We start from the raw sequence: 26600 nt of genomic DNA, 5'->3' as shown, positions 1-26600 counted from the left end.
GCTTGTCGCCTCGGTGAGGGGCCGTCTAGCGCCCCCCACCACCCCCCTCCCCACCCCCCGGTTGAAGAACGCCCCCATCCGCATTATCCTTAAGGGGCAGGCACGGTGCGGAAGGTCCGTCCGTGCCTTGCGGTCAAGACGAGAGGATCCGGACCCCTGTCCAGCATGGCGCTTGCAGCAGCCGCCTCCAGCCCGGCGACTGCGCCTGTCTCCGAGACGTCGTTCGACGCCGAGGAGATTCTTGCCCTCGTTCTCGCCCGTCTCGACGACGACAAGGCCGAGGACGTCGTTTCCATCGAACTGCGCGGCAAGACGACCATCGCCGATTACATGGTCGTCGCCTCCGGCCGCTCCCAGCGCCATGTCGGCGCCATCGCCGACCACCTCGTCGAGGGGCTCAAGGCGCGTGGCGTCAAGGGCGTGCGCGTCGAGGGCCAGCCGGCCTGCGACTGGGTGCTGATCGATGCCAGCGACGTCATCGTCCACGTCTTCCAGCCGGAAGTGCGCGGGTTCTACAATATCGAGAAGATGTGGTCGGCCGCCGTTCCCGGCGGTCCGGCGAAGCTGACGCGCGGCTAGGAGCCGCCTTGAGGCTGGTGATCGCTGCCGTGGGCCGGCTGAAGGCCGGGCCCGAGCGGGAGCTTTGCGCGCGCTATCTCGACCGCGCGGGCAAGGGAGGGCGGGCCCTCGGCCTCTCCGGCCCCGACGTGATCGAGATTTCCGAAAGCGCCGCGCGCCGGCCGGAAGACCGCATGAGCGAGGAAGGCGGCGGGCTGATCGGCGCGCTGCCCGAGGCGGGGGCGGTGATCGCGCTCGACCCGCGCGGGCGGGAAATGTCGAGCGAGGAACTCGCCGCCGAGATCGCCGCGCTGCGCGACCGCGGGGTGCGGGCGCTGAGCTTCCTGATCGGCGGCGCCGACGGGCTGAGCGACGCCGCGCGCGGCCGGGCCGACCGCCTGCTTGCCTTCGGGCGGGCGACCTTTCCCCATCAGCTCGTCCGCGTCATGATGGCCGAGCAGGTCTACCGCGTAACGACCATCCTCGCCGGCCACCCCTATCACAAGGCGTGAGGGGGGGGCAGGCGCGTTGCCCGAGAGATGCCGCCGCGCGACGCTAACGCAAGCTTAACCCCGTTCCCCATCTCCTGTGCCGATGCCCCGCCGAAGCCCCTCATCGCCCGTCCACCGCCCGGCCGTCCGCGGGATGCTTCGCCTTGGCGTCTTCGCGCTCGCGGCCGCGCTGGCCGGAGGGACAGCGCTGGCGCAGAACGCGCCCGCGCCGGCGGGCAATGACCGCGCCACCCAGAAGCAGCGCATCGAGCGCATCGACGCGGAGCTGCGCGATTCCACCGCCGCCCAGCAGCAGCTGGTGCGCGAGATCGAAGGCCTGAAGGGCGACCGCGCCAAGCTCAACGCCGCTCTGCTGGAGACCGCCATCCGCGTGCGCGAGACGGAGGGCAAGCTCGACGCCAGCGAGCAGCGCCTGCTGCAGCTCGGCCGCGAGGAGGCGGATATCCGCGACTCGCTGGAGTCCCGCCGCAAGGTGCTGGCCGAGGTGCTGGGCGGTCTGGTGCGGCTCGGCCGCCGCCCGCCGCCGGCGCTGATGGTGCGCCCGGACGACGCGCTGCAATCGGTGCGCTCGGCCATGCTGCTCGGCGCGGTGCTGCCGGAACTGAAGGCGGAAACCGATCTTCTGGCCAGCGAGCTCGCCGCGCAGGAGCGCGTGCGGCAGGAAACCGCCCGCGAACGCGACGCTCTCGCAGATTTGAAGGTCTCCCTCGCCGACGAGCGCCGGCGCACCACGGCCCTCGTCGAGGAGAAGAAGAAGTCGCTCGACCAGGGCGAGGCGGCGCTCGCCGGCGAGAAGACCCGCGCCGCCGCGCTGGCCGCCGAGGCGGGCAATGTGCGCGAGCTGATGCAGCGCATGGAGACCGAGATCGAGGCCACCCGCAAGGCGGCGCAGGAAGCCGCGAAAATGCCGGCCGATCAAGGCTCCGCTGCCAAACTGGCGGCCCTGCAGAACCCCGGCCGGCTCTCGCCGGGCATGCCGTTCGAGGAGGCGAAAGGGGTGCTTCCGCTGCCCGTCGGCGGCGCGGTGCTGAAGGCGTTCGGTACCGAGGACGGCTATGGCGGGCAGGAAAAGGGCGTGTCCTTCGCCACGCGGATGGAGGCGCAGGTGGCCTCGCCGAGCGATGGCTGGGTGGTCTATGCCGGCCCGTTCCGCTCCTATGGACAACTATTGATCATCAATGCCGGCGGCGGATACCATATTCTGCTGGCGGGTATGGATAAGATAACGGTCGAACTGGGTCAGTTCGTGCTGTCGGGCGAGCCGGTGGCGGTCATGGGGCGCGGACCGCAGCTTGTTTCGTCGGCCAGCCTTGGAACTGCCCAACCCATTCTTTACGTCGAGTTCCGCAAGGATGGAAACTCGATCGATCCAGCGCCATGGTGGGCGACGAGCGAAAGCGAGAAGGTACGCGGATGATGCGTAGGACGTCAGTATTTCTTTTCGGTGCGGCGGCCGGCGCCCTGATCGCGGTCGGCGCCACCCAGCCGCGGCTGCTGCTTCAGCCCAGCCAGGCGGTTGCGGCCGCCTCGGATACGTATCGTCAGCTGAACCTGTTCGGCGACGTTTTCGAGCGCGTGCGCGCCGACTATGTCGAGAAGCCGGACGACGCCAAGCTGGTCGAGGCGGCCATCAACGGCATGCTCTCCTCGCTCGACCCGCACTCGACCTACATGGACGCGAAGGACTTCCGCGACATGCAGGTGCAGACGCGCGGCCAGTTCGGCGGCCTCGGCATCGAGGTGACGATGGAAGACGGCCTCGTGAAGGTCGTCGCCCCGATCGACGACACCCCGGCCGCCAAGGCGGGCGTGCAGGCGGGCGACCTCATCGCCAAGCTCGACGGCGAGGAAGTGAAGGGCCTGACCCTGAACCAGGCCGTCGACAAGATGCGCGGCGCGGTGGCCACCCCGATCAAGCTGACCATCATCCGCAAGGGCCAGGACAAGCCGCTCGAACTCACGCTCACGCGCGACATCATCAACATCAAGTCGGTGCGCTCGCGCGTCGAGGCGGACGACATCGGCTATATCCGCATCACCTCGTTCAGCGAGCAGACCGGCGACAACCTGAAGAAGGCCATCGCCGACCTGACCAAGCAGATCGGCGAGGACAAGCTCAAGGGCTTCATCGTCGACCTGCGCAACAATCCGGGCGGCCTGCTCGATCAGGCGATCGACGTCTCCGATGCCTTCCTCGACCGCGGCGAGATCGTCTCGACGCGCGGGCGCAACGCCGAGGAAACCGAGCGCCGCAATGCGCGCCCCGGCGACCTCGCCAAGGGCAAGCCGGTGATCGTGCTGGTGAACGGCGGCTCGGCCTCGGCTTCCGAGATCGTCGCCGGCGCGCTGCAGGACCACAAGCGCGCCACCATCCTGGGCTCGCTCTCCTTCGGCAAGGGCTCGGTGCAGACCGTGATCCCGGTCTCCGGTAACGCGGCGATCAAACTGACCACGGCGCGCTACTACACGCCGTCGGGCCGCTCCATCCAGGCCAAGGGCATCGAGCCCGACATCGAGTTGGTGCAGGACGTGCCGCAGGATGTGAAGGAGAAGGCCGAGGCGGCGGGCGTCGAGACGACGCGCGGCGAGGCCTCGCTCAAGGGACACCTGAAGAACGGCGAGGACGAGCAGACCGGTTCGCCCGCCTATGTGCCGCCGGATCCGAAGGACGACACCCAGCTCAAGCTGGCCATCGACCTGATCCAGGGCGTGCAGAAGAACGCCGCCTATCCCGCCGATCCGAAGGCGGCCGTGCCGAACTGATGTTCCCACCGGCTTCGGCCGGGCGATGTCGACGCAACGAACCCCGCTCTTTCACGAGGGCGGGGTTTGTTTTTGCGTGAGAACGGGTCTGTTTTCGACGCTGCCGCGGCATTCGCGCGATTCTGCCCCGATGCCGCCTTGGTCGGCGACGAGAAAGGCATTCATGAATCGCTCGACCTCGCCTCGCGCCGCATCCCCCTCGGTCTCCCGGCCGGCTTCCCGTCCGAAGGCGTCCCCCACGGGATCGGTCCGGACGATGGCTGCCAGTCCGGCGCTTCCCGGCCATGATGACGGCAAGGACAGCGCGCGGCACTACGCGGCAGTGGGCATCGTAGCCGTTGCGGCGCTTGCCATCGTCGGCGTCGGGGTCGGCGCCTACGCGTTCCGCCCGGTCGACGCGCCGCCGGTGGCCGAGCAGCTTTTCGGCGCCGACGACGGCAATCTTCTGGCCATCGGCGTGGCGGCGGATGCGCCGATGCTGCGTCCCGGCTTTGGGGGGGAAGGCCGCGACGGGATCGCCGTCTTCGACGGGGCGACCGGACGCCGCGAGATCGTCGGCGGGCCGGACGAGCTCGATACGGCGGACGCCACCTCCCTTTCCGGGAGCGAGCCCGTGCCGCTGGCCCGCTGAGCCTTTTCCAGCAGCCGGGAATGCGCGCGGCAGCTACGCGCATCCGTCATCTTCGCCTATCATGATCGCGGCAAGCGCCCGCGCGGCGTGTCGCCGTCGCCGTCCCTTCCGCTCCGTTCCTTCCGCTTTTGTCGCCGGTCTTCCCCATGATCCCCTTCGACCAGCTTCCCTACCGCCCCTGCGTCGGGGTGGTGCTCGTCAACCGCGACGGGCTCGTCTTCATCGGCCAGCGCACCGGCGGGCCGGAGCATGTCGACGCGCATCATTCCTGGCAGATGCCGCAGGGCGGCATCGACGAGGGCGAGAGCCCGGAGGAGGCGGCGCTGCGCGAGCTCCACGAGGAGACCAACGTGTCGTCCGTGGAGCCGCTGGCGGTGGCCTCCGACTGGTTCGCCTATGACCTGCCCGAGCCGATCGCCCGCGAGGCGTGGAAGGGCCGCTATCGCGGCCAGAAGCAGAAATGGGTGGCGCTGCGCTTCACCGGCGAGGACGCCGAGATCGACGTGCTGCGCCCCGGCGGCGGCCATCACAAGCCGGAATTCACCGGCTGGCGCTGGGAGCGGCTGGAGAACACGCCGGCGCTGATCATCCCCTTCAAGCGCCCGGTCTATGACCGCGTGGTGGCGGAGTTCCTGCCCCTTGTCGTCGCGAAGGCGGTCTAGGCGGGCGGCGCCTCGCCTGTCGGCGCCTTAATCATAATCCCAATCCGGCGTCCCGGCTTCGGCCTCCCCGTCTATGGTGGGCGCGATCCCTCCTGCGAAGACGTGCGCGGTAACAGCCCGGCACATATCCCTCGAAGGAGGACATGCGCCAGCCACCTTCGCGCCACAGCGTGCGGGGAACCTGCGCTTCGAAAGGGTGGCGAGAACGCCGCGCGGACGGGTGAGAATTATGCGAACGAACGTTCGTTCTTGACTCGTTGCAGGGTGCCGGCGTAAATGCGAACGAACGTTCGCTCCATTCGGGATTGTGCATGACCGCCACCGCCAAGCGTCCCCGCGCCGCCGCGCCGAAGAAGGAGAGTGGCCGCGCGCGCGCCGCCGCCGGCACGTCCGCGCCCGGCGTCGCCCGGCCCGATCCGCGCCGCCGCGTGCTCGATGCCGCCGTCGTCTGCTTCACCCGCTCCGGCTTCCACGGTTCTTCCATGCATGAGATCTGCGCTGAGGCCGGCATGAGCCCGGGCGCGCTCTACCGCTACTTTCCCTCCAAGGAGGCGATCATCGTCGCCATCGTGGACGAGGAGCGCGCGGTGCGGGTGAGCTGCCTCGAGCTTCTGGAAAACGCGCCGACCTTCGTGGAGGGCCTCGCCCGCATGGGGCAGGCGCTGTTTTCCGGCGAGACGCCGATGGTGTGCCTCGCGCTTGGCCCGGAGATCTATGCCGAGGCGGCGCGCAACCCGGCGCTGAAGCCGACCTTCGACGCCGTCGAGGACGAGATGAACGCGGCTATCCGCAAGCTCTTCGTCGCCGCGCAGGCGCGTGGCGAGATCGACGCCGCCATCGACCCCGACGCCGCCATGCTGCTGATCAACGCCATCGGCGACGGGCTGGTGCTGCGCAACAGCTTCGAGCCCGACCTGCCGCTTGAGCGGATGATGCCGGCGCTCGCCGGTCTGATCGGGCGCATGCTTGCGCCGGCCCCTGCGCCGACCGCTTCACCTGCTCCGTCGCCTGCCGCGTCTGCATCGATCTCGGACATCACGCCATGAATCCCGTTTCCGGTACTCCCGTTTCCGGCACCCCTTCTTCCGAGATTCCCGAGCCCGGCCCGCGCCGCTCGCCCTCGTTCCGGGGCCGCGTCGCGCTGGCGCTCGGCATGACCGTCATCGTGGTCGGCGTCGCCGGCTATGCCTTCCGCGACCGCATCGCGGGCGTGCTGAGCCCCGAGCCGGCGCAGGCCGAGGTCGCCGCGCCCGCGCCCAACGCGGTGAAGGGCATCACCATCTCCGTGGTGCCGGCCGGCCGGCGCGAGGTGATCGAGACGCTGCCCGTCACCGGCACGCTGGTGGCGCGCGAGGAGATCATGGTCGGGCCGGAGATCGACGGCTACCGCATCGTCGACATCCTCGTCGAGGAGGGCGACCGGGTGGAGAAGGGCCAGGTGCTCGCGCGCCTCTCCCGCGACACGCTGGAGACGCTGATCGCCCAGAACACCGCCAATGCCGCCAAGGCGCAGGCCGCCATCGCCCAGCAGAAGGCGCAGCTCCAGCAGATGCTGGCGCAGCGCACCGAGGCCGAGGCGGCGGTGGAGCGCGCGCGTACCCTCATCAAGACCGGCGCCACCTCGCAGGAGGTGCTCGACCAGCGCGAGCGCGCCGTGAAGGTGGCGGCGGCGCAGGTGACGGCCGCCGAGGAGATGGTGACCGCCGCCGAAGCGGAAGCCGCGCAGATCAAGGCCAATCGCGACGAGATCGAGGTGCGGCTGGCGCGTACCGATATCAAGGCGCCGGAAGCGGGCATCGTCTCGGCGCGTTCGGCGCGCCTCGGCGCCATCGTGCTCTCCTCGCACGCCGAGCCGCTGTTCCGAATCGTGAAGGACGGCGCCATCGACCTCGATGCCGAAGTGCCGGAATCCGCGCTGCCGCGCGTCACGCCCGGCCTGCCGGTGGCGGTGACGCCGGCGGGCTTCGACGCTCCGCTCGCCGGCTCGGTGCGCCTCGTCGGCGCCAAGGTGGATTCGGCGACCCGGCTCGCCCGCGTCGCCGTGGCGCTGCCGGAGGACGAGCGGCTGCGGCCGGGCGCCTATGGCCGCGGCGTCATCGAGATTGCCCGCCACGAGGGCATCGCGCTGCCGCAGTCGGCGGTGCAGTTCAGCTCCGAGGGCACCTTCGTGCTTGTCGTGACGGATGAGACCGTGCAGCGCCGCGCGGTGAAGATCGGCCTCAAGGGCGAGGGCTTCATCGAGATACTGCAGGGCATCGGCGAGGGCGACAGCGTGGTCGCCCGCGCCGGCGGCTTCCTGCGCGACGGCGACCGGGTGACGCCGGTGCCGCTCGCGCCCGCGACGGGGAGCGGCGCATAATGGCTCTCAACATCTCCGCCTGGGCGATCCGCAAGCCGGTTCCGTCCATCGTGCTGTTCGTGGTGCTGACCGCGATCGGCCTTTACACCTTCGACCGGCTGCCGATCACGCGCATGCCGAACATCGACGTGCCCATCGTCTCTGTCACCATCACCCAGCCCGGCGCCGCGCCGAGCGAGCTCGAAACGCAGGTGACGAAGGTGGTCGAGACCTCGATCGCCGGCGTGCAGGGGGTGAAGCACATCTCCTCCACCATCACCGAGGGCACCTCGCTCACCGTCGTCGAGTTCCAGCTCGAAACGCAGGTCGACCGGGCCGTGAACGATGTGCGCGACGCGGTGACCAAGGTGCGCACCGATTTGCCGCAGGATATCGAGGAGCCGCTGGTCCAGCGCGTCGATGTCGAGGGCATGGCGATCGTCACCTATGCCGCCTCCGCCCCGGCTATGACGCCGGAGGAACTCTCGTGGTTCGTCGACGACACGCTGGTGCGCGCGCTGCAGGGCGTGCGCGGCGTCGCGCAGGTGAAGCGCGAGGGCGGCGTCGACCGCGAGATCCGCATCTCGCTCGACCCCGACAAGCTCGCCGCGCTCGGCGTGACGGCGGCGGATGTGAACCGCCAGCTCGCCGCCACCAATGTGGACCTCGCCGGCGGGCGCGGCGAGATCGGCACGCAGGAGCAGTCCGTGCGCACGCTGGGCGGTGCCACCACGGTGGCCGACCTCGCGGAGACCCGCATCGCCCTGCCCGCGAGTGGGGGAGGCGCCTCGCGCTATGTCCGTCTCGCCGATCTCGGCTCGGTGAGCGACGGGGCGGCCGAGCCGCGTATCTTCGCCCGCCTTGACGGCAAGCCGGTGGTCGCCTTCGGCGTCTACCGGGCCAAGGGCTTTTCCGACGTGGTGGTGGCTGAAAGCACCGACGCAGCGCTGCGCGACCTGGAGAAGCGCCATCCCGATGTGGCGATCACGCTCATCGATTCCACGGTGAAGTATACGCAGGCCGACTACCAGTCAGCCATGCACACGCTCATCGAGGGCGCGGTGCTGGCGGTGATCGTGGTGATGCTGTTCCTGCGCGACTGGCGCGCCACCATCATCACCGCGACCGCCATTCCACTGTCCATCCTGCCCACTTTCTGGGTGATGGACCTGCTCGGCTTCTCGCTGAACGGGGTGAGCCTGCTTGCCGTCACGCTGGTGACCGGCATTCTCGTCGACGACGCCATCGTCGAGATCGAGAACATCGTGCGCCACATGCGCATGGGCAAGTCGGCCTATCGGGCAGCCATCGACGCCGCCGACGAGATCGGCCTCGCCGTGGTGGCGACCACGCTCACCATCGTCGCGGTGTTCCTGCCGGTGAGCTTCATGGGCGGCATCGCCGGCCAGTATTTCCGCCAGTTCGGCATCACCGTCGCGGTGGCGGTGCTGTTCTCGCTGCTGGTGGCGCGCCTGCTCACGCCTATGCTGGCGGCCTATTTCATGCGCGACCTCGGTCATCGGGAAAAGCCCGATGGCTGGCTGATGCGTGCCTATGTCGGGCTGCTGCACCGTTCGATCCGCCACCGCTTCCTCACGGTGACGGTGGGCATCCTGCTGTTCATCGGCTCGATGTGGCTCTCCACCCTGCTGCCCTCCGGCTTCATCCCCAATTCCGACGTGTCGCGCTCGGTGCTGGCGCTGGAGCTGCCGCCGGGAGCCACGCTGGAAGCCACGCGGCGCGTGGTCGACGAGGTGACCGACACGATGAAGGCGCAGCCCGACGTCGCCAGCGTGTTCGCCACCGCCGGTTCCGGCTCAACCGAGGGGCCGGCCAGTGGCGGCGGCGAGGTGCGCAAGGCGACCATCATCGTCAATCTCGTGCCGCGCGGCGAGCGCAAGGAGACGCAGAAAGAGTTCGAGATGCGGATGCGCACGGAGATCGCCCGCATTCCGGACCTGCGCTTCAATTTCGGCGCCTCGGGCGGCGCCGGCCCGGGCGGGCGCGAATTCACCATCATCCTCTCCGGCTCGGATGGCGCCGAGGTGGAGGCCAAGGCGCTGGAGCTGGAGCGCGAGATTCGCGCCAAGGTGAAGGGCCTGTCCAATGTGCAGACCTCGGCGGCGCTGGAGCGGCCGGAGCTGCGCGTGGTGCCCAAGCTCGGCGAAGCGGCCGAACTCGGCGTCTCGGTGGCGGATATCGCCCAGACCGTGCGTATCGCCACGCTCGGCGACGTGTCGCAGAACCTCGCCAAATTCTCCGCCGGCGATCGGCAGGTGCCGATCCGCGTGCAGCTCGACGAGGAGGCACGCGGCGACCTCTCCACCTTCGAGACGCTGAAGGTGCGCACCGCCTCCGGCGCCTCCGTGCCGCTCTCGGCGGTCGCCGATCTTTCCTTCGGCACCGGCCCCTCCAGCCTCAACCGCTACGATCGCGCGCGGCGTGTGGCGATCGAGGCGGACCTAGCCGGCAATACCCAGCTCGGCGAAGCGCTGGCCGAGGTTTACGCGCTCCCGGTGGCCAAGAACCTGCCGGCCAGCGTCGTGCTGAAGGAGGCCGGCGACGCGGAAATCATGGGCGAGGTGTTCGGCGGCTTCGCCACCGCCATGGGCGCCGGCGTGATGATGGTGCTGGCGGTGCTGGTGCTGCTGTTCGCCAATGTGCTGCAGCCGATCACCATCCTCATCGCCCTGCCGCTCTCGGTGGGCGGCGCCTTCATCGCGCTGCTGCTCACCAACAACGCGATGACGCTGCCGGTGGTGATCGGCTTCCTCATGCTCATGGGCATCGTGACGAAAAACGCCATCCTGCTGGTCGACTTCGCCATCGAGGCGGTGCATGCCGGCGTCGACCGCACCACGGCGCTGATCGAGGCGGGCCGCAAGCGTGCCCAGCCCATCGTGATGACCACCATCGCCATGGCGGCGGGCATGATGCCCTCGGCCGCCGGCTTCGGCGAGGGCGGCGATTTCCGCTCGCCCATGGCCATCGCGGTGATCGGCGGGCTGATCGCCTCGACCGTGCTGTCACTGGTGTTCGTGCCGGCGGTGTTCACGCTGATGGACGATCTCGGCCGGCTGATGGCCCGGCTGTTCGGCCGCTTCATCGGCGCGCGCGACGAGCCGGACGAGAACGCCACCCCGGCGGTGCTGCCCACCGTGCACGCCATGCCGCATCCCGGCCTGGCGTCCGGTCCGCGACCCCCCATGGCCGCCGAATAGGCGCCACGCCGAACGCTCTCGAATCCCCGCCGGTCCGCCGGCGCGGGGCGCGAGGGACGCGACGCCATCGCCCCCCGGCGTCGCGTCCCTCGTCTGCTGGCTGCGGGATTTACTGAAGCGTGCCGTCGCCTTCGCCGCCGGTGCGGGCCATCGACATCTGGGTGACGGCAATCAGCATCTCGGCGCGGGCGGCGAGGCTGGAGGCCTCCAGCAGCGCCTGCTTCTCGCGCGGCCCGAAGGGCGCCATCATGGCGAGCGCGTTGACCAGCGCCTCGTTCGGCGCGTCCTTGATGCTCTCCCAGTCCGCTTCCAGCCGGTTGGCGTCGAGATAGGCGGCCAGCGTGCGCAGCAGCGTGCCCCGGTCCACCGCGTCGGCGCCGAGATTGGGCGTGAAGTCGTCGCGGAACGGGGCATAGTCGACGCGCGCCTGCCGGAAGGGCGTGCCGGAATCGACCTCCGCCACGACGCGGAAACGGGCGATGCCGCTGAGATTGAGCAGGTAGCGCCCGTCGCCGCTCTCGGCGATCTCCGTGATGCGCCCGACGCAGCCGACCTCGACGATCTCCGGCGCCCCCGGCACGGTGAGCGCGGGCTGCACCGGGGCGGTCTGGATGATGCCGATCAGGCGATGGCTGCCGAGAACGGCGTCGATCATCGCGACGTAGCGCGGCTCGAAGATGTTGAGCGGCAACTGGCAGCGCGGCAGCAGCAGTGCCCCCTCCAGCGGAAAGAGCGGGATGATCGGCGCCAGCTCGGACGGGTCCTTGTAGGGACGGTTGATCGCCATGGGGTTCCTTGCGGCGTGTGCCTCTAGGCTTTCCGGGCTGGCGCGCCGTGCGTCAGGCGAACAGGATCGAGGAGAGGCGGCGGCGGCCGGCGACGGTGTGCTCGTCGGTCGGCCCCCAGGCCTCGAAGAACTGCACAAGCTGCTTGCGCGCGCCGTCGTCTTCCCAGGCGCGATCCTTGCGCACGATGGAAAGCAGGTGGTCGGCGGCCTCCTCGCGCATGCCGCGCGCGTTGAGCGCCAGGGCAAGGTCGAAGCGTGCCTGATGGTCGAGCGGGTTGGCGGCGACGCGAGCTTCCAGCTCGCGCACGTCGCCGAGCTCGGCCGCGGCCTCCTCCAGCTCGATGGCGGCGCGCACGGCGGCGAGGCCGCTGTCGTTTGCGGCGCTCTCCGGCGCCAGCGCCAGCGTCGCCTTGGCCTGTTCGAGATCGCCGGCGAGAAGCTGCGCGCGGGCGAGGCCGGCCAGCGCCTTGAGGTTGGCCGGCTCCTCACCGAGCACGGCGGCGAAGATTTCGGCGGCGCCGACGAGATCGCCCTCGGCGAGCGCGGCCTCGGCCGAGGCGACCACCTCGGCGATGTCGCCCCCGCCCGAGGCGGCGGCGAGGCGGTCGACCAGCGCCTGCACCTGCGTCTCCGGCTGGGCACCCATGAAGCCATCGACAGGCTGGCCGTTGACGAAGGCGTAGACGGTGGGCAGCGACTGGATGCCGAGCTGCTGGGCGATGGCGGGATGCTCGTCCGTGTTCATCTTGGCGAGGCGCACCTTGCCCTTGGCGGCGCGGACCACCTTCTCGATGATCGGCGTGAGCTGCTTGCAGGGGCCGCACCACGGCGCCCAGAAGTCGACCAGCACCGGGCGCTTGCGCGATTCCTCAACGACCTCCTTCATGAAGTCGCGGGTCGTGACGTCGATCACGACGCCATCGCCGGCTGGTGCGTCGCCACCGTTCGCGGCCGGGGAGGAGGGCTGGTTGAGCAACATGGGACGTCCTCGCAATGAGCTCGGCAATGAGGATGGTTTTCGCTGTCTAAGATGGTCCGCCGTGCCGCGAATGCAACGGGCGCGGGCGCTTACGCCTCGTCCGCCTCCGCCGTGCGGCGCGGCACGGCAAGGATCAGAGGCTCGTGCCCGGTGGCGCGCAGGAAGCGCAGCAGGTCGTCGCGGGCAATAGTGGTTGTGGCGGTGTTCACCAGCGGGTGGCAGTTGATCGCCTCATGCTCCATCAGCTCGGCGTCGAGCACCACGGTGATGCGCCCCTCGGTGTCGTTGACCGGGCCGAAGGCGGTGACCGCGCCGGGCTTCACGCCAAGCACCTCCTCCATCAGCTCGGCGCTGCCGAAGGAGAGCCGGCTCGCCGCCCCGAGCGGCACGTGCAGGCTCTTGAGGTCGACGCGCGCCTCCTCCTCCACCACGACGAGGAACAGATTCCCCTTCTTGTCCTTGAGGAACAGGTTCTTGGTGTGGCCGCCGGGAATGTCGCCGCGCAGTGCCTGCGAATCCTCCACCGTGAACAGCGGCGGGTGCTCGACCGTGCGCGTCTCGATGCCGAGCTCGGCGAGGCGGGCGAGGAGGTCCTGCGAGGAAAGCGGCGTGGCGGACGGGGTGGGATCAGACATGGACGTGCCTTGCAGCGGTAGGGGGCTCAGCCGCCCGGCCGGGTGGAGGGGGCGGGCATGACGCCGGCGGGCGGTGCCTGCGGAACGGCGGCGGGATCGCTCGGCGCCTCGGAAGGCGTGCGGGTGCGCGAGCGCGCCGGCTCGCCGGCGGTGTTGCGGAGCGGCGTTCGGGTCCAGTCGTAGCAGGTCAAGAACCGCTCGGTCGGAGCGTAGATCAGGATGTCGGGCTTGAAGCGCTCGATGGCGCCGCGGTCGAAGGTGCAGCCCTGATGGTGCAGCCAGACGAAGGCGGAGCTGCGATAGGCCATCGGGTTGCGCCAGAAGCTCTGGGTGAAGGAATCGCCGATCACCATGATGCGCGGTCCTTCATGCCCGGTCGCATAGGCGTCGAAGCCGAAATTGCGGGCCTTCTCCTCGTCGATGACGCCCTTCAGCGGCTCCAGCTTGTGCGGCCCGCCGACCGGCGGCTTCCAGCCGAACTGTACGTCCGGCGGGTCGCGCGATTCGATGTTGGCGAGGCGCAGCAGGTCGCGCGTCGTGACCCGTTCGGGCGGGCCGAGCGCGTCCTTCTCCGCGATGTCGAGGTCCGGCCGTCCGGCGGCATCCATCACCGCGTTGAAGGCGGCGAGCCCCGAGCGCTGGTTCCAGTGGGTGTCGTAGCGGTAATAGGCCGGGCCGGTCTTGGCCACCTCGGCGACGACGGGGCGCAGGTCGACGAAGGTGATGCCGTCCTCCTTCATGCGCCCGTCGATGATGTCGTACTCGTTCGGCTCCAGCCGCTGGCGGCGGGCGTATTCGGGCAGCACGTCGAAGCGGGCGGTGTGGGCGTTCGGGGGCAGCGTCATGATCAGCTTGCCGCCCCACGGTGCCACGAGGTCCTGCAGCTCGTGGCCGAGGATGACGAGGCGCTCGATGGCCTGCGGGCGCACGAGCCGGCCGATGGACTGTTCGAGAGCGCCGTCATTGCGCAGGAACAGGCTGCCGTCGGTGCCTTCCAGCACGCGCCCGCCGGTGGGCTCGCGGATGAAGCGCAGATACTGCCGGTGCGCCGCCAGCACCGCGCCGCGGAAGCCGAAGAAATTATTGATGTAGGGGTCGAGCCGCTGGGAGGCGTGTTCCCACCAGCGGGCCTCCGGTTCGAGCTGGGTGCGCATCGGGGCGGGCATGTCGGGCGTGAACAAGCCGATGGTCGGCAGGGTGAGCACCGCGACGAAGACGATCGCCCACCAGCGGCGGAAGGCCATGATCAAGGGCATGCCGCGTCTCCCCTCAGAACCGGAAATAGAGGAAGGGCGAGTAGCTCGCCGCGCCGATCGACAGGATGCACAGGGCGAACAGCAGCGCGACCACAACCGAGTCGGTGAGGCCATAGAGCGCGAAGCGCACCTTCTGCGACAGCTTCTTCGCGCCCGGCGCGGGCAGGCCGAACATGGCGAGCGGCCAGGCGAGGATCATGACCGCGATGGTCATCGGCTTCAGCTCGGTGATGAGGTTCACGTCGAGCGTGCCTATGCCGTTCAGCCCCGCGAGGCCGTGGAACAGGGTTATCGCGTCCTGCAGGGAGTTGGCCCTGAACCACACCCAGCCGGTGAGCACCACCGCCAGCAGATAGACGTGGCGCAGCACGCGCGGGCCGGCATGCAGCGCCGCGCCGAAGCGTGTGCGCTCCAGCACCAGGAAGGTGCCGTGGTGGATGCCCCAGATCACGAAGGTCCAGCTCGCTCCGTGCCAGATGCCGCACAGCAGGAACACGGTCCACAGGTTCACCGCCGTGTGCACATGACCGCGCCGGTTGCCGCCGAGCGGGATGTACACATAGTCGCGGAACCAGCTCGACAGGCTCATGTGCCAGCGGCGCCAGAAATCGGTGATCGACTGCGCGCCGTAGGGCAGGTCGAAGTTGCGCGGGAACTTCAGGCCCATGGCGAGGGCGAGGCCGATGGCCATGTTGGAATAGCCGCCGAAGTCGAAATAGATCTGCAGCGAATAGGCGCAGACGCCGAGCCACGCCTCGGCGAGGTTGGGCGTGGCGATCTTGTCGAATACCAGCCCGACGATGGGCGCTACCTGATCGGCGATCAGCACCTTCCACGACAGGCCGATCACAAAGATGCGAAGCCCGGCCGACACGCGCCCCAGCGTGGTGCGCCGCGTTCGGATGCGGTGCGCGATGGTCGAGTAGCGCACGATCGGGCCCGCGACGAGCTGCGGGAACATGGTGATGTAGACCGCGATCTCCTCGAAGCGCCCATTCGCCCGCGCCTTCCGGCGGTAGACGTCGACGAGATAGGAGATGGCGTGGAAGGTGAAGAAGGAGATGCCGAGCGGCAGGTCCGGGTGCACCACGGGAAGCTGCAGCGTCGCGGGCAGCAGCAGGTTCACGTTCTCGGCGAGGAAGCCGGCATATTTGAAGGCGATCAGCCCGGCGAGATTGGTCGCCACGGCGAGCGCCAGCACGCGCAGGCGCCACGGCTCCGAGCGCGGGTCGATCAGCAGCGCGAACAGGTAGTTCGCCACGATGGACACGGCGAGCACGGCGACATTGGCGACGCCGCCCCAGGCGTAGAACACCAGCGAGAAGGCAAGCAGCGTGAGGTTGCGCGCCCGCACGCCGGGCATCGCGAAATAGCAGATGAGGAACGCCGGCAGGAAATAGAAGAGAAACGAGACGGACGAGAAAACCATGGGGCCCCGGCGGCGGGTGTCGTGTGTCGATAGCGTGCGGCCTTCTTCTTACACGAAGGGCGGCGACCGGAAACCCTCGGCAAAGAAGGCGCAGCGATACGCCGGCCCGGCGGCGCCCCTTCGCATCCCGCGTTCCGCATTGTGGCCGCGCATGGCGGCCGTGCCCCGGCTGGCGTTGACAGGCGCCGGGGGCCGGGCCCACATCTGGCGCACGGAAGGCGGGAGACATCATGCGTCCAGTCATCGGCGTGATCAGCGACGTGAAGGCGAGCGGCGGCCATGTGGTCCATGGCGTCACGGAGAAGTACATCTATGCTGTCGCGCGCGGGGCGCAGGCGATGCCCGTGCTCATCCCCGGCACCATCTCGGCGGTGGATGCCGACATGGCGCCCGAGCAGGTGGTGATGGACGAGATCTTCGACCTCGTCGACGGCATCTTCCTGCCGGGCAGCCCCTCCAATGTCGGCCCGCAGCATTATGGCGACGTCCCGCACGATCCGCCGCTGCCGGCCGATCCCTATCGGGACGACATCTCGCTGCCGCTGATCCGCGCGGCGCTGGAGCGCGGCGTGCCGCTGTTCGGCGTCTGCCGCGGCTTCCAGGAGATGAACGTCGCGGTCGGCGGCACGCTGTTCCAGAAGCTCTACGAGCAGCCCGGCCGCTTCGACCACCGCGAGGATTCCTCCCGCGACATCGACACCCAGTATGGGCCCGCGCACGATGTGGAACTGGAGCCGGGCGGCCTGTTGGCGGGCCTTGCCGGCGCGGACCGCTGGCGGGTCAACTCGCTGCACGGTCAGGGCGTGGCAAATCTGGCGCCGGGCCTTGTCGTCGAGGCTCGCGCCGAGGACGGCACGGTCGAGGCCTTCCGCGTGCCGGACGCGCCGGGCTTCAACATCGCCATCCAATGGCACCCGGAATGGCGCTTCTGGCAGGACCGGCTGTCCACCGGCGTGTTCACCGCCTTCGGCGCGGCGGCCCGGCTCCACGCCGAGGCCCGCTCACGCAAGCCGAAGCTGAAGGCCGTGGGCTGAGATTTGCGCAGGGGCGCGCGCCCCCGCACCGCGTCCTCCCACCTGTCCAACGCCATCCCCGGGCTTGACCCGGGGATGCGCGTCTTTCCATTGGCTCATCCTTCAGGCCATGGATGCCCGGGTCAAGCCCGGGCATGACGTCGTGGGGGCTGCGGGCATACAGGGTGTTGGGCGGGCGCTCCCGTCCCTACCCGAGCTGCGCCAGCAGATGGCCGATGCCGTCGCGTATGTCGGCCTCGATAGCGCGGCGCAGCGCTGCCGCGTCGCCGGCCCGCAACGCGGCGAGGGCCTCCGCGTGGCGGTCGACCGTGTAGTGGCGCTCCAGATCGGCCAGCGCGAGGCGCATGAACGGGCCGATCTGCAGCCACACCGATTCGATCAGCGGCAGCAGCACGTTGTCCGGCCGCCCGCCATAGAGCGCGGCGTGGAAGGCGAGGTTGGTCTCGATCATCGCCTCGATGTCGTCGGCCGCCACCGCCGCGTCGGATTCGCGATTGAGCGCGTCGAGACGGGCGATGAAGGGCGCGTCCGCCACCGCCAGCGCGCGCGCCGCCGCCTCGCATTCCAGCAGGGTGCGCGCCGCCATCAGCTCCTCGAAGCGGCGGGCAGTCATCTCCGGCACCCGCACGCGGCGATTGTCGAGCAGGACCAGCGCGCGCTCGGCCACCAGTCGCGCAAGCGCCTCGCGCACCGGCATGGAGGAGACGCCGAGCGCGTCGGCGAGCCCGCGTATCGTCACCGCCTTGCCCGGCGGGAAGCGGCCGGCCATGACCGAGCGCCGCAGCCGGCGGAAAACCCATTGCTGCAGGGTCTCGCCGTCGAGGCGCGGTTCGAGGGAGAGGTCGAGGGCCTGTGCGTCCATCGGTCCATGTCGTGCGGTGCCGACGTGAGAATGTCAGCTTGCTGCGCTATATAGCGGGAATCCGTCGCCGTCGCCGACCTGCCGTCGCCGACATCGAGAAGGCCGCGCCCATGACCGTGAATGCCGACAAGCCCGCCGCCCGTTCCGGCTACGAGATCGACCCGAAGCTGCTCGAACTGCTGGTGTGCCCGGTGACGAAGGGCCCGCTCGACTATGACCGCGAGGCCCGCGAGCTGGTCTCACGCGCCGCCCGGCTCGCCTATCCGATCCGCGACGGCATCCCGATCATGCTGGCCGACGAGGCGCGCACGCTCACCGAGGAAGAGGTGGCACGCTAGGACGCTTCAGAGCGCCTCGCCGCGCAGGAGCCTGGGCGCCTTGCCGCCGATGCCGGCGGCATCGCGGATGAAGAAGGACTTCAGCGCCGGCAGACGCTCGACAAGGCCAAGGCCGACGTCGCGTACCAGGCGCACCGCGTCCGAGCGGATGCCGAACAGCCGGTTCAGCCCGTCCGTCGCCATGCCCATGGCCAGCGTGTCGAAGCGGCGCCAGCGCTGGTAGCGTTCCAGCACGTCCGGCCCGCCGATATCGAGGCCGAGCCGGGCGGCGTCGGTGACGGCTTCCGCCAGCGCCGCGACGTCGCGCAGGCCCATATTGATGCCCTGTCCGGCGATGGGATGGATGGTGTGCGCGGCATCGCCCACCAGCGCCAGCCGCTCGCCGATAAAGGCACGCGCCATCTGGAAGCCGAGCGGGAACGCCTTCGGCTCGTCGAGAATCTCGATCTCGCCCAGCTCCAGCCCGAAGCGGCGCTCCAGCTCGTCCTTCAGAAGCACACGCGGCAGGGCGAGCAGGCGGGCGGCGGTGTCGGTCGCCTCGGTCCAGACGATGGAGCAGCGATTGCCGGTCAGCGGCAGCATGGCGAAGGGGCCGGCGGGCAGGAAATGCTCGATCGCCTTGCCGCCATGCGGGCGCTCGTGGCCGACCGTCATGACGAGGGCGGACTGGCCATAGGGCCAGCCGGTGACGCCGATGCCGGCCAGCGCGCGCAGCTTCGAGCGGGCGCCGTCGCAGGCGGCGAGCAGGGCGGCATTCGCCGCGCTGCCGTCCGCGAAGGTGAGGGCGGTGTGTGTCGGGCCGGCGGCGAAGCCCGAGACGGTGGTCGGCAACAGATCGATGCCGCGCGCGCGCGCAAGCTCGGTCATCGCGTCCTGCAGCCGGGCATTCGGCACCATATGAGCGAAGGGCTCGCCCGGCTCGACCTCGCCGTCGAAGGACAGGAAGATGGGCCGCGCGGCGTCGCCCAGCTTCGAATCGGTGATCTCCATGGCGAGGATGGGTTCCGCCTCGGCCGCGACCGCCTCCCACACGCCGAGCGCCTCGAACAGCCGGCGGGCGCCGGCGGCGATGGCGGAGGCGCGTAGGTCCGTGCTCGCCGGGCGCGCGGCGGCAAAGGCGGGGTCGGCGACGGCGAGCCGGGCGCCGGCGCCCAGCCCCTGCCGCAGCGCCAGCGCAAGGGAGAGACCGGCCAGGCCACCGCCGGCGATCACCGCGTCATAGGTCTGCCGCCGTTCCATCGCCCTCGCTCCCGTCTTCTTCGCCCAACGCCCGGATTGTGCGCCGGGCATCATATGCCTTAGCTACCCGCCTCGAACAATGCGCCCGGTCAAAGCCGCGCGCCGCACGCAGGAGAGCCGCCTCCAATGTCGAACAACGTTGCCGAGCTCGTCGGCCTGCTCGATCTGGAACCGCTGGAGGAGAACCTGTTCCGCGGCTCCAACCCGCCGGAGAGCTGGCCGTTCCGTACCCGCGTGTTCGGCGGGCAGGTGCTGGCGCAGGCGCTGGTGGCGGCGCAGCGTACGGTCGGGCTCGCCGCCCATTCCATGCACGCCTATTTCCTGCTCGGCGGCGATCCTGCCGTGCCCATCGTCTACGAGGTGGAGCGGGTGCGGGACGGGCGCAGCTTCGCCACGCGGCGCACCGTCGCCATTCAGCACGGCCGGCCGATCTTCATCATGTCGGTGTCGTTCCACCGCGAGGAGCCGGGGCTGGAGCACCAGCTCGACCTCGACATGGCGGTGCCCTCGCCGGAGGAAGTGCCGGGCATCGGCGATCTGCCTGACGATGCGCGCGCGCGGCTGCCGCAGCCGGTTCTGGACTACTGGATGCGCCCCCGCCCGATCGAGCTGAAGCCGGTGGGGCTCGGCGAGCCGCGCACGGCGCCGTGCCGGGCCGTGTGGTTCCGCGCCGCCGGCGCCCTGCCGGACGATGCCGGCCTGCACCGTGCCGTGCTCGCCTATGCCAGCGACATGACGCTGCTCGAATCGACGACGCTGGTGCACGGCGCCAGCGTGCTCGGTCAGAACATCCAGGCGGCCAGCCTCGACCATGCGCTGTGGCTGCATCGCCCGTTCCGCGCCGACGACTGGCTGCTCTACATGCAGGACAGCCCGAGCGCCTCCGGCGCGCGCGGCCTTGCGCGGGGACTGGTCTATAACCGTGCCGGCCGGCTGGTCGCCTCGGTGGCGCAAGAGGGGCTGATTCGCCCGGTGACGCCTAAGAGCGATGCATCTGCCTGAATATTAATCAGCTTGTGGCAATTGTGGGGCGGGTTCCGATCGTGGCACGCCGCGTCGATCAAGAAATGAGCAGCGGCCATTGTGCCGGCCCCGCCGGCCCCGCCCCAAAATGCCGCCGACTCACGATTCCGCGACGGCCATCAATGTCGCGTACCACCGTTCGAATGAACACAAACCGTTTGCCGCACACGGTTGGCACGCGAATTGATTCCCTGTCGTCGGCTTGACCGAGGATTTGAGTGTAATCCGCCTGGCCGAGTCCGACATGAAACGCCCGGAAACCTGCAAAAGCGGTTCGGGGCCAAGCGGGGACAGGAACCATGAAGATCGTCATGGCTATCATCAAGCCTTTCAAGCTTGAGGAGGTCCGGGATGCGCTCACTGGGATCGGTGTGCACGGACTGACCGTCACGGAGGTCAAGGGATACGGCCGTCAGAAGGGCCACACCGAGATCTATCGCGGCGCGGAATACGCGGTGAGCTTCCTGCCGAAGCTCAAGATCGAGGTGGCCGTGCCTTCCGATCAGGTTTCCAAGGTCATCGACGCCATCACCACTTCGGCCAAGACCGGCCAGATCGGCGACGGCAAGATCTTCGTCTATGCGATCGACCAGGCCGTGCGCATCCGCACCGGCGAGACCGACGCCGACGCGCTCTGAGCCCGCGTCACTCATCCCGACATTTTCCGATTGCGACGGAGCATTGAACCCATGACGACGAAGAACTGGATACGGGCGGGAATTCCCGCGCTGGCGGCCACGGCGCTGTTCGCCGCCGCCGCGTTCGCCCAGGACAACCCGGCCACCGGCGCGGAAGCCACCGCCGAGGCCGCTGCCGCGGTCGCCACCGTGGACAAGGGCGACATCACCTGGATGATGATCTCGTCCATCCTCGTGCTGTTCATGACCGTGCCGGGCCTCGCCCTGTTCTATGGCGGCCTCGTGCGCGCCAAGAACATGCTGTCCGTGCTGATGCAGGTCACCGTCATCGCCGCGGTGATGATGCTCATCTGGGTCGCCTATGGCTACTCGCTCGCCTTCACCTCGGGCAACGCCTTCATCGGCGGCTTCGAGAAGGCCTTCCTCGCGGGCGTCACGACGGAGAGCCTGGCCGACACCTTCTCGGCCAATGTGAAGATCCCCGAATACATCTTCATCGTCTTCCAGATGACCTTCTCGGCCATCACCCCCGCGCTGATCATCGGCGCCTTCGCCGAGCGCATGAAGTTCTCGGCGATCGTGCTGTTCTGCATCCTCTGGGTGACGTTCGTATACTTCCCGATCGCCCACATGGTGTGGTTCTCGGAAGGCTACCTGTTCGCCATGGGCGCCCTGGACTTCGCCGGCGGCACCGTGGTGCACATCAATGCCGGTATCGCGGGCCTCGTGGGCTGCATCATCATCGGCAAGCGCACCGGCTTCGGCAAGGAACTGATGCCTCCCCACTCGCTGCCCTTCGCGATGGTCGGCGCCAGCGTCCTGTGGGTCGGCTGGTTCGGCTTCAACGCCGGCTCCAACCTGGAGGCCAATGCCGGCACCACGCTCGCCGTGATCAACACCTTCGTCGCCACCGCCGGCGCGATCGTGGGCTGGACCCTCATCGAGTGGCTGGCCAAGGGCAAGCCCTCCATGCTCGGCGCGATCTCCGGCATGGTGGCGGGCCTCGTCGCCATCACCCCGGCGGCCGGCCTGTCGGGCCCGCTGGGCGCGATCGTCCTCGGCTTCGTCGCCTCGATCGTCTGCTTCTTCTTCTGCACCACCATCAAGAACGCGCTCGGCTATGACGACAGCCTCGACGTGTTCGGCGTCCATGGCGTGGGCGGCATCGTCGGCGCCATCGGCACCGGCATCGTCGTCGCTCCGGCGCTCGGCGGCCCGGGCATCGCCGACTACGAGATGGGCCACCAGGTGTGGGTGCAGATCCAGGCGGTCGGCATGACCATCGTGTGGTGCGGCGTCGTCTCGGCGATCCTCTACTACATCGTCAACATCATCGTCGGCCTGCGTCCGTCGGTGGAGAAGGAGCGCGAGGGTCTCGACATCGTCGAGCACGGCGAGCGCGCCTACCACAGCTGATCGGCTTCCCGGCGCGGCGGGCCCTTCCCCGCGCCGGCGCTTCCCTACCCGCAGCCTCCCGCTGCCTCTGGGACCCCGGCCCTCGTGCCGGGGTCTTTTTCATTGGAGGGCTTTTCACCGCGAGCCTGCCGCCGCCTTCCATGGTTAAGAACGCCTTTACCGCGCCGGCCTATTCTGGTGCGAGACGCCGCATTCCCGTGGCGCGAGGCGAGACGTTTTCCCGGTGTCCGATCCCGTTTTCCAAGGCGTGGCGAGCGATTCGGCGGCGCTCCCGGTTCCCGATCCCGGGCCGGCGGCCCGCTCGCCCTTCGTGCGCCTCACCGAACTCCTGGCCGACATCGCGCCCGGCAAGCCGGCGCTGAGCCTCGCCGTCGGCGAGCCGCGCCACGCCATGCCGGATTTCGTCGGCGAGGTGCTGGCGACCCATCTCGACGGCTTCGGCCGCTACCCCGCCGGCAAGGGTCTGCCCGAGTTCCGCCGCGCCGCCTCCGACTGGTTCGCCCGCCGCTATGCGCTCGCCCGCGCGCCGGACGCCGAGCGCGAGGTGCTGGTGCTCAACGGTTCGCGCGAGGGGCTGTTCTTCGCCGCGCTGATGGCCCGCCGCCTGCTCTCGCCACGCAAGCACGTGCTGCTCGGCAACAGTGCGCCGGTGGTGCTGCTGCCCAACCCGTTCTACGCCGCCTATGGCGCGGGGGCGGAGGCCGCCGGCTGCGCGAGCGTCGACCTGCCGCTGCCGCCGGGCGGGGGCTGGCTGCCGGACCTCGATGCGCTGACCCCGGACCTGCTCGACCGCGCCGTCGCGCTCTATTTCGCCTCTCCCGCCAACCCGCAGGGCACCATCGCTCCGCGCGCCTATCTGGAGCGGCTCGTCGCGCTCTGCCGCGCCCATGAGGTGATGGTCTTTGCGGACGAGTGCTATTCCGAGATCTGGCTGGGGGACGCGCCGCCGACCGGCATTCTTGAGGTCGCGGGTGCCGATTTCGCCGGCGTCGTGGCCTTCAACTCGCTGTCCAAGCGCTCCAGCCTGCCGGGCCTGCGCTGCGGTTTCTGCGCCGGCGACGCGCGCTTCATCGAGGCCTTCGCCGATTTCCGCAACGTTGCCGCGCCGCAGGTGCCCGAGCCGCTGCAATGGGTGGGCGTCGCGGCGCTGGCCGACGAGGCGCATGTGGCGGCGAGCCGCGATCTCTACCGCGCCAAGTTCGACCTCGCCGACCGCGTGCTGGCCGGCCATTTCGACTATGAGCGGCCGGATGGCGGCTTCTTCCTCTGGCTGAACGTCGCTTCCGTGGGCGGCGGCGAGGCGGCGGCCCGCCGGCTGTGGCAGCGGGAGGGGCTGCGCACCGTGCCCGGCGGCTATCTCTGCCGCACGGGGGCCGATGGGCGCAATCCGGGCGCCGACTATCTGCGCATCGCGCTGGTGCAGGACCTCGCCACCACGCAGGCGGCGCTGCCGCGCCTGCTGGCCGGCCTGTCCTGAAGCGCAGGGGGCGGGCGGGCATGGGCCGGGAAACGGGACGCGACATGGGGCAGATGGGACGCCTTTCGCCGTCGGCGCCGCGCGCGGCGCGGGACCTGTCGGAGGCCCTGCCGGCGCGCAGCGGCGGCCGCGCGGGACGTCCGCCCAACACGGCGCCAACCGGCAAGGCGGGCGCCAAGCTGGCCGCCAAGACGGCCGGCCGGCCGGTGGTGCGCGCCAAGGGCGGGCGCCGCAAGAGCACGCAGGGCGGCTTCCTTCCCGAGGAGATTAAGGGCCTGCTCGGTCGTCGCGCGGCGGAACTGGTCGGCCTCGCTTTGCTGGCGCTGAGCGCCCTCATGCTCCTCGCGCTGGCGAGCTGGTCGGCAGACGACCCCAGCCTCAGCCGCTCCAGCGCGGCGGCGCCGTCGAACTTCCTCGGCCTTCCCGGCGCGATGTTCGCCGACCTTCTCATGCAGCTTTTCGGCGTCGCCGCGCTCGCGGTGGTGCTGCCGCTCGGCGTCTGGGGCTGGCTGGTCCTCACGCATCGGCGCCCGCGCCGGCCGCGCGCGCGTGCCATTGCGCTGGTTCTTGGGGTCGTGTTCGCCGCGGGCTTCGCCGCCTGCCTGCCGCGCTTCGGCACCTGGCCGCTGCCGAGCGGGCTCGGCGGCGTGCTGGGCGAGGGCGTGCTGGCGGTGCCGGCCGCCTTCCGCGCCGCCTGGCTCGGTACGCTCGACTATGCGGTGATCGGCGCGGTCTGCCTGCTCGGCGCCGGCATTGCCCTGCCCATCGCCGTCGGCGGCGGGCTGCGCGGCGGCGAGGCGCCGGCGGAGGACGAGGACGAGGAGGCGGGCTACGAGGATGACGAGCCGGGCCGGCTCGCCTTCGTGCTCGGCATGGCGACGCACGCCGTCCTGTCGGCGAAGGCGCGTTTCGGCTCGGACACGCCGCGCCGTCCGGTGCGCGAACGGCGCCCTCTGGGCGAGCGGCTGCGCGGTGCCTTCGGCATGGACGAGGAAGACGACCTGCCGCCGGCGCGCGGCTCGCGCCACGAGCCGAGTTTTCACGGGCGTGACGATTTCGACCCCGAGGATGATGTGGCCGGCTTCGAATCGGCCGGCTTCGAGGCGGAGGACGATGACGCCGTGGCGGGCGACCTCGACCGCATCGCTCCGGAAGCCCCGCCCGCGCCTCCGGCTTCCCCCAATCGCCGCCCGCCGCCGCTGCGCTCGATCCGTGGCGGGCGCGCCGCGCTGGAGGAGCAGCGCCGCCGCTACATGATGCCCGGCCTCGACCTGCTGACGCCGCCGCCCCCGCGCAGCGGTCCCGCCCTGCCGCGCGAGGCGCTGGACGAGAACGCCCGGCTGCTGGAAGGCGTGCTGGACGATTTCGGCGTGCGCGGCGCCATCGTCAATGCGCGCCCCGGTCCTGTCGTGACGCTCTATGAGCTGGAGCCGGCGCCGGGCATCAAGTCGAGCCGCGTCATCGGCCTCGCCGACGACATCGCCCGCTCGATGAGCGCGATCTCGGCCCGCGTCGCGGTGATCCCGGGCAAGAACGCCATCGGCATCGAGCTGCCCAACCCCAAGCGCGACAAGGTGCTGCTGCGCGAGATACTGGCCGCCCGCGATTTCGGCGAGGCGGCGCACAAGCTCGCCATCGCGCTGGGCAAGACCATCGGCGGCGAGCCGGTGATTGTCGACCTGGCCCGCATGCCGCACCTGCTCGTCGCCGGCACCACAGGCTCGGGCAAGTCGGTCGCCATCAACACGATGATCCTGAGCCTGCTTTACCGGCACCGGCCGGAGAACTGCCGGCTCATCATGATCGACCCCAAGATGCTGGAGCTCTCGGTCTATGACGGGATCCCCCATCTGCTCTCCCCGGTCGTCACCGACCCCAAGAAGGCCGTGGTGGCCCTGAAATGGGCGGTGCGCGAGATGGAGGAGCGCTACCGCAAGATGTCGAAGGTCGGCGTGCGCAACATTGACGGCTTCAACGCCCGCATCGCCGAGGCGCAGGCCAAAGGCGAGCAGATCGTGCGCACCGTGCAGACCGGCTTCGACAAGGAGACCGGCGAGGCGATCTACGAGCGCGAGGAGATGGACCTCTCGCCGATCCCCTACATCGTCATCGTGGTGGACGAGATGGCCGACCTGATGATGGTCGCCGGCAAGGACATCGAGGGGGCCATCCAGCGCCTCGCCCAGATGGCGCGCGCCGCCGGCATCCACCTCATCATGGCGACGCAGCGCCCGTCGGTCGACGTCATCACCGGCACCATCAAGGCCAACTTCCCGACCCGCATCTCCTTCCAGGTGACGAGCAAAATCGACTCGCGGACCATCCTCGGCGAGATGGGCGCCGAACAGCTCCTCGGCCAGGGCGACATGCTCTACATGGCGGGCGGCGGGCGCATCTCGCGCGTGCACGGCCCCTTCGTCTCCGATCAGGAGGTCGAGCGCGTCGTCGAGCACCTGAAGGCGCAGGGCGCGCCCGACTATCTCGACGCCGTGACGACCGATATCGACGAGGAGGGCGAGGACGGCGCCGTCTTCGACAAGTCGGCCATGGGCGGCGAGGAGGGCGGCGACCTCTACAGCCAGGCGGTGGCCGTGGTGCTGCGGGACAAGAAGTGCTCCACCTCCTACATCCAGCGCCGGCTGCAGATCGGCTACAACCGCGCCGCCTCGCTGGTCGAGCGCATGGAACGCGAGGGACTGGTGGGTCCGGCCAACCATGCCGGCAAGCGCGAGATTCTCGCCGAATCCGCCGGTGCGGAAGGGTATTGAGCCGATGAGGGGCGACATGCGCCGGCGCCGGGCG

24 protein-coding genes are annotated in these 26600 nt (G+C 69.8%); 16 read left to right on the top strand and 8 right to left on the bottom strand.

Translation table 11 applies throughout. The features are described from left to right. Window positions 1-165: 165 nt before the first annotated feature. The 4 genes from rsfS to MWN33_RS00675 all read left to right on the top strand — a co-directional run bounded on the left by rsfS (window position 166) and on the right by MWN33_RS00675 (window position 3833). Window positions 166-579, top strand: a complete 414-nt coding sequence (gene rsfS / locus MWN33_RS00690; protein WP_247198159.1) for a ribosome silencing factor — start codon at window positions 166-168, stop codon at window positions 577-579. 8 nt (window positions 580-587) lie between these two features. Next, entirely contained in the window at window positions 588-1070 is a 483-nt protein-coding gene (gene rlmH, locus MWN33_RS00685) for a 23S rRNA (pseudouridine(1915)-N(3))-methyltransferase RlmH (protein WP_247198158.1), read from the top strand. A 133-nt stretch (window positions 1071-1203) separates the two neighbouring features. Then, on the top strand, window positions 1204-2487 hold the full coding sequence (locus MWN33_RS00680) for a murein hydrolase activator EnvC family protein (RefSeq protein WP_247198157.1): 1284 nt from the start codon (window positions 1204-1206) through the stop codon (window positions 2485-2487). Continuing rightward, entirely contained in the window at window positions 2484-3833 is a 1350-nt protein-coding gene (locus tag MWN33_RS00675) for a S41 family peptidase (protein ID WP_247198156.1), read from the top strand. Before MWN33_RS00680 ends, MWN33_RS00675 begins: the two co-directional genes overlap by 4 nt. A gap of 51 nt (window positions 3834-3884) precedes the next feature. Here MWN33_RS00675 and MWN33_RS00670 read toward each other — a convergent pair whose 3' ends face one another. Beyond that, window positions 3885-4073, bottom strand: a complete 189-nt coding sequence (locus MWN33_RS00670) for a hypothetical protein (RefSeq protein WP_247198155.1) — start codon at window positions 4071-4073, stop codon at window positions 3885-3887. 16 nt (window positions 4074-4089) lie between these two features. Between MWN33_RS00670 and MWN33_RS00665 the strand changes: the two genes are divergently transcribed. From MWN33_RS00665 to MWN33_RS00645, 5 genes are all read left to right on the top strand, one after another. Next, window positions 4090-4464 (top strand): hypothetical protein, encoded by a 375-nt coding sequence (locus MWN33_RS00665; protein ID WP_247198154.1) that lies wholly within the window; start codon window positions 4090-4092, stop codon window positions 4462-4464. A gap of 146 nt (window positions 4465-4610) precedes the next feature. Then, the gene (locus MWN33_RS00660; protein WP_247198153.1) at window positions 4611-5126 is read left to right on the top strand and encodes an RNA pyrophosphohydrolase; all 516 of its coding nucleotides are present in this window, start codon (window positions 4611-4613) and stop codon (window positions 5124-5126) included. A 311-nt stretch (window positions 5127-5437) separates the two neighbouring features. Next, window positions 5438-6172, top strand: coding sequence for a TetR/AcrR family transcriptional regulator (locus MWN33_RS00655; protein WP_247198152.1), 735 nt, complete (start codon window positions 5438-5440; stop codon window positions 6170-6172). Then, a complete protein-coding gene (locus MWN33_RS00650) occupies window positions 6169-7485 on the top strand; it encodes an efflux RND transporter periplasmic adaptor subunit (RefSeq protein WP_247198151.1) in 1317 nt (438 codons plus the stop codon). The genes MWN33_RS00655 and MWN33_RS00650 overlap by 4 nt, the downstream gene beginning before the upstream one ends. Next, entirely contained in the window at window positions 7485-10685 is a 3201-nt protein-coding gene (locus MWN33_RS00645; RefSeq protein ID WP_247198150.1) for an efflux RND transporter permease subunit, read from the top strand. Before MWN33_RS00650 ends, MWN33_RS00645 begins: the two co-directional genes overlap by 1 nt. 109 nt (window positions 10686-10794) lie before the next feature. Here the strand turns inward: MWN33_RS00645 and MWN33_RS00640 are convergent, their stop codons facing one another. From MWN33_RS00640 to MWN33_RS00620, 5 genes are all read right to left on the bottom strand, one after another. Continuing rightward, complete coding sequence (locus tag MWN33_RS00640) at window positions 10795-11472, bottom strand: LON peptidase substrate-binding domain-containing protein (protein ID WP_247198149.1); 678 nt, start codon at window positions 11470-11472, stop codon at window positions 10795-10797. A gap of 52 nt (window positions 11473-11524) precedes the next feature. Continuing rightward, window positions 11525-12451, bottom strand: coding sequence for a thioredoxin (gene trxA / locus MWN33_RS00635; RefSeq protein WP_247198148.1), 927 nt, complete (start codon window positions 12449-12451; stop codon window positions 11525-11527). A gap of 89 nt (window positions 12452-12540) precedes the next feature. Further along, window positions 12541-13086 carry a prolyl-tRNA synthetase associated domain-containing protein gene (locus tag MWN33_RS00630; RefSeq protein WP_247198147.1) on the bottom strand — a complete coding sequence of 182 codons (546 nt, stop codon included), beginning with the start codon at window positions 13084-13086 and terminating at the stop codon, window positions 12541-12543. A gap of 26 nt (window positions 13087-13112) precedes the next feature. Next, window positions 13113-14342, bottom strand: coding sequence for an alginate O-acetyltransferase AlgX-related protein (locus MWN33_RS00625; RefSeq protein ID WP_247198146.1), 1230 nt, complete (start codon window positions 14340-14342; stop codon window positions 13113-13115). 13 nt (window positions 14343-14355) lie between these two features. Further along, on the bottom strand, window positions 14356-15771 hold the full coding sequence (locus tag MWN33_RS00620; protein WP_247198145.1) for an MBOAT family O-acyltransferase: 1416 nt from the start codon (window positions 15769-15771) through the stop codon (window positions 14356-14358). A 230-nt stretch (window positions 15772-16001) separates the two neighbouring features. Between MWN33_RS00620 and MWN33_RS00615 the strand changes: the two genes are divergently transcribed. After that, window positions 16002-16805: a gamma-glutamyl-gamma-aminobutyrate hydrolase family protein gene (locus tag MWN33_RS00615; protein ID WP_247198144.1), complete on the top strand. Its 804-nt coding sequence runs from the start codon at window positions 16002-16004 to the stop codon at window positions 16803-16805. 187 nt (window positions 16806-16992) lie between these two features. Here MWN33_RS00615 and MWN33_RS00610 read toward each other — a convergent pair whose 3' ends face one another. Further along, window positions 16993-17667 carry a GntR family transcriptional regulator gene (locus MWN33_RS00610; protein WP_247198143.1) on the bottom strand — a complete coding sequence of 225 codons (675 nt, stop codon included), beginning with the start codon at window positions 17665-17667 and terminating at the stop codon, window positions 16993-16995. 110 nt (window positions 17668-17777) lie between these two features. Between MWN33_RS00610 and MWN33_RS00605 the strand changes: the two genes are divergently transcribed. Then, the gene (locus MWN33_RS00605; RefSeq protein ID WP_247198142.1) at window positions 17778-18005 is read left to right on the top strand and encodes a Trm112 family protein; all 228 of its coding nucleotides are present in this window, start codon (window positions 17778-17780) and stop codon (window positions 18003-18005) included. 6 nt (window positions 18006-18011) lie between these two features. Here MWN33_RS00605 and MWN33_RS00600 read toward each other — a convergent pair whose 3' ends face one another. Beyond that, the gene (locus tag MWN33_RS00600) at window positions 18012-19244 is read right to left on the bottom strand and encodes a ubiquinone biosynthesis hydroxylase (protein WP_247198141.1); all 1233 of its coding nucleotides are present in this window, start codon (window positions 19242-19244) and stop codon (window positions 18012-18014) included. 126 nt (window positions 19245-19370) lie between these two features. Between MWN33_RS00600 and MWN33_RS00595 the strand changes: the two genes are divergently transcribed. From MWN33_RS00595 to MWN33_RS00575, 5 genes are all read left to right on the top strand, one after another. Then, window positions 19371-20246, top strand: a complete 876-nt coding sequence (locus MWN33_RS00595) for an acyl-CoA thioesterase (protein WP_247198140.1) — start codon at window positions 19371-19373, stop codon at window positions 20244-20246. A gap of 320 nt (window positions 20247-20566) precedes the next feature. Then, a complete protein-coding gene (locus MWN33_RS00590) occupies window positions 20567-20905 on the top strand; it encodes a P-II family nitrogen regulator (RefSeq protein ID WP_013168191.1) in 339 nt (112 codons plus the stop codon). A 51-nt stretch (window positions 20906-20956) separates the two neighbouring features. Further along, entirely contained in the window at window positions 20957-22321 is a 1365-nt protein-coding gene (locus MWN33_RS00585; protein WP_247198139.1) for an ammonium transporter, read from the top strand. Window positions 22322-22544: 223 nt separating this feature from the next. After that, window positions 22545-23798 (top strand): aminotransferase class I/II-fold pyridoxal phosphate-dependent enzyme, encoded by a 1254-nt coding sequence (locus tag MWN33_RS00580; RefSeq protein WP_247198138.1) that lies wholly within the window; start codon window positions 22545-22547, stop codon window positions 23796-23798. A gap of 275 nt (window positions 23799-24073) precedes the next feature. Then, the gene (locus tag MWN33_RS00575) at window positions 24074-26566 is read left to right on the top strand and encodes an FtsK/SpoIIIE family DNA translocase (RefSeq protein WP_425531960.1); all 2493 of its coding nucleotides are present in this window, start codon (window positions 24074-24076) and stop codon (window positions 26564-26566) included. Window positions 26567-26600 lie beyond the last annotated feature (34 nt).

Source organism: Ancylobacter koreensis (assembly GCF_023016525.1).
Classification (GTDB): Bacteria; Pseudomonadota; Alphaproteobacteria; order Rhizobiales; family Xanthobacteraceae; genus Ancylobacter; species Ancylobacter koreensis.
Note: the sequence above shows the minus strand (reverse complement) of the source record. Positions and strands in the feature narration are given on the sequence as shown.